This is a genomic window from Bradyrhizobium sp. Mp19, assembly GCF_029952935.1.
GTDB classification, from domain to species: domain Bacteria; phylum Pseudomonadota; class Alphaproteobacteria; order Rhizobiales; family Xanthobacteraceae; genus Bradyrhizobium; species Bradyrhizobium elkanii.
Genome location: NZ_JASAUT010000147.1, coordinates 1 through 2,587 on the forward strand (window position 1 = coordinate 1; position 2,587 = coordinate 2,587).

The following is a 2,587-nucleotide window of genomic DNA, read 5'->3' on the forward strand; positions in this document are numbered from 1 at the left end:
CCTCATCGATTCCCCCTCAGAATCACGGGAGAATCATAACAGCGGCACTATGTTTTCACACAGCCAGGGTCAAAAGCCGACCACGACGGCTCGCTCGACCTTGGTCGGCTTCCCTCGCGGCAGCGGACATAGGGGCATTCTGAGCAAACGTCGGCTAAGGGCCACAAGCTGACATGGCTAGTTCGCTGGGCACGCTTCGGGAAAGCTCCGCGTCCCGTTCATTACTGCGGCGCGTGGACGATGAATGCGAACCATGAAGTTCCAGCCTTTTTCGATGGGTAGGCGCCGACTGCGAGTCAACTTCGGGCCGGCCCCGAACATCCGCTGGGTACAGGGCGTGCCAAGGTTAGCCGGTGATCTCACCTATTCGAATGCAAAGATCCGCCTCCAGTCCTTCTTCATGTCGACCACGGTCCACCTGTTCACCGCCGCGGCGTCGAGCGCTATTTCGAGTTTGCCAAAATGTGACTGGCGGTCGTAGGCATATTCGCGCTCGGCGTCGGTATGATGGACGATCAGACCGAACCGTGCGCCGCTGGAGCCGAGCGTTGCCCATTGCAGCATTTCGAGATCGCCGTCGGAGTTTCCAAATGCTGCGATCGGACGCCGGCCGATGTGCTCGTTGATACCGATCGGCTTTCCTGCTTTGTCATCGATGAAGTTAACTTCGGGCAGCCGGAAAAGCGTTGGCGCGCCGTCTTTCATCTCGAACCGGGTCTTGATCGACGACCCAATGACATGCTCCGGCGGCACTCCGTAAATCCTCTCAGTCCACGGACGCATGAACTCGATGCCGCCGCCTGACGCGATGAAGGTCTTGAAGCCGTTGGACCGAAGATAGGCCAGCAATTCCAGCATCGGCTGATAGATCAGTTCAGTATAGGGCCGCTTGAAGCGCTGATCTCGCGCGGTCGCGAGCCAATCGGTGACGATCCTCTCGAATTCAGCCGTCGTCATGCCGGCATGCGTCACGGCAATGATTTCGACCAATCCTTTTTCGCCGGAAGCCGCCAACGCCTTCAGGTCATCGTCCAGCACCGCTGCGAACGGCTGCTTGGTCTTCCAGTCCGGATGCATTGGCGCCAGCGCCTTCACTCGGTCGAGGGCGAAGGCCAATTGCACATACATCGGCTGCTCGACCCAAAGGGTGCCGTCGTTATCGAAGGTCGCGATGCGCTGCTCGATAGGAACGAAGAAGGGTCCGCCTTGCGTCGTGACGCGGGTGACAAAATCGAGGATCGAAGCCTTGGTCTCGCCCTCGTTCCATGACGGCAATGGATCGCGCTGCGCTTGCGCCACCGCTGGCGCGGAACGAAGCAAAGCAGAGAGCAAGGGGACGGTCGCCAGCGAGGAGAGGAGGACGCGGCGGTCCATGTGAGGAAACTGCGGATTCATGATCGCCTCCCCGGATAGTGCCGCTCGGTGCCACAGTTGAAGGCGCTGATGTTGCAATGGCCGATGTCGTCGCCCACGATGGCGAGAATGCTGGGCCAGGTGTTCGGGGTCGTACTCATCCTCGATCTCCATGGCGTTGAATCACGTTGCCGCAGGTCGCTGTTCAAAAGCGAGTCATGTTCGCGGCCGGCGGGTTCGGCGATTTCACGAGGCTTGCCTTGTATTCCTCGACCGTCTTCAGCGCCGGGCCGATCACCCATTCGTACATCTCTCCGATGTTGTGTTCTTCGTGGGGGTCCGCTTCGATATTGAACACCTTGGGATAGCCGTTCATCGGTGCTGCGCTGGCGCCGACTCCTCCCAAGAGGGTCGCGCCGCCGGCGCCGCTGCGGCCCGGCGCCACGTCGACAAAATAGATGCGGAACTGCTTCCAGCGCACCGCAACGAGAGACGGGCCGACGAAGGTTAGGAGATTTTCGCGACGCCCGTTGTCGTTCCCGCCAAGCAGCAGGTCGGTCTGGTCGATGCCGTCGATCGGGCGATCATCCGGCACCTTGCCGCCGACTATCCGCGCGAAGGTCGGGAAGAAATCCATGATCGAAAACATGGCGTTGGACGATCGAGGCCTTACTCGCTCCGGCCAGCGAATGATGGCGGCAGTGCGGATCGATCCTTCACTTATGTCACCCAGCGCCCCGCGCCACGGCCCGGACGAGCCCATGTCCGGCATGTCGCCGCCGAATGGGCGCGAGACGGGACCGTCAGGGCCATTGTCGGACGCGAACACCACGATGGTGTCGCGCGCGAGACCGAGCTGATCGAGTGCATCGAGCATTCTGCCGACGATGGCATCGCCTTCCATCAGGGAATCACCGAACTGGCCGACGCGGGATTGGCCCTCGAACCGCTTTGACGGCAGGTTCGGAAAGTGCGTCCGCGATATCGGCAGATAGAGGAAGAACGGTTTGCCGACGGCCTTCTGGCGCCGCATGAAATCGACGCCGCGCTCCGCCAGCTCCCAGTCGATCTCGCGCCGCACATCCGCCGTGTAGGGTTTCACCGCTTTGAGCGGCTCGCCACGCGCGGCCTCCACGACCTGTGGCCCCTTATCGATCCAGGGGAATCGCATGTGTGCGCGTGCAAGTAGTTGCCAAATCGAAGAAAAGGGATTCTGAAGGCAGCTCCTGATCTG

The 2,587-nt window shown here is 60.9% G+C and carries 2 protein-coding genes; both read right to left on the bottom strand.

Annotated elements, in window-relative coordinates; translation table 11 throughout:
• Positions 1 to 363: 363 nt before the first annotated feature.
• Positions 364 to 1,395: an HAD family hydrolase gene (locus tag QJT82_RS45235; RefSeq protein WP_028344494.1), complete on the bottom strand. Its 1,032-nt coding sequence runs from the start codon at positions 1,393 to 1,395 to the stop codon at positions 364 to 366.
• 163 nt (positions 1,396 to 1,558) lie between these two features.
• The gene (locus QJT82_RS45240; RefSeq protein ID WP_080687014.1) at positions 1,559 to 2,524 is read right to left on the bottom strand and encodes a sulfatase-like hydrolase/transferase; all 966 of its coding nucleotides are present in this window, start codon (positions 2,522 to 2,524) and stop codon (positions 1,559 to 1,561) included.
• Positions 2,525 to 2,587: the final 63 nt, after the last annotated feature.

Excerpts from the sequence above, each read along its gene's own strand:
- QJT82_RS45235 (WP_028344494.1), bottom strand. The coding sequence starts at position 1,395 with ATGAATCCGCAGTTTCCTCACATGGACCGCCGCGTCCTCCTCTCCTCG.
- QJT82_RS45240 (WP_080687014.1), bottom strand. The coding sequence starts at position 2,524 with ATGCGATTCCCCTGGATCGATAAGGGGCCACAGGTCGTGGAGGCCGCG.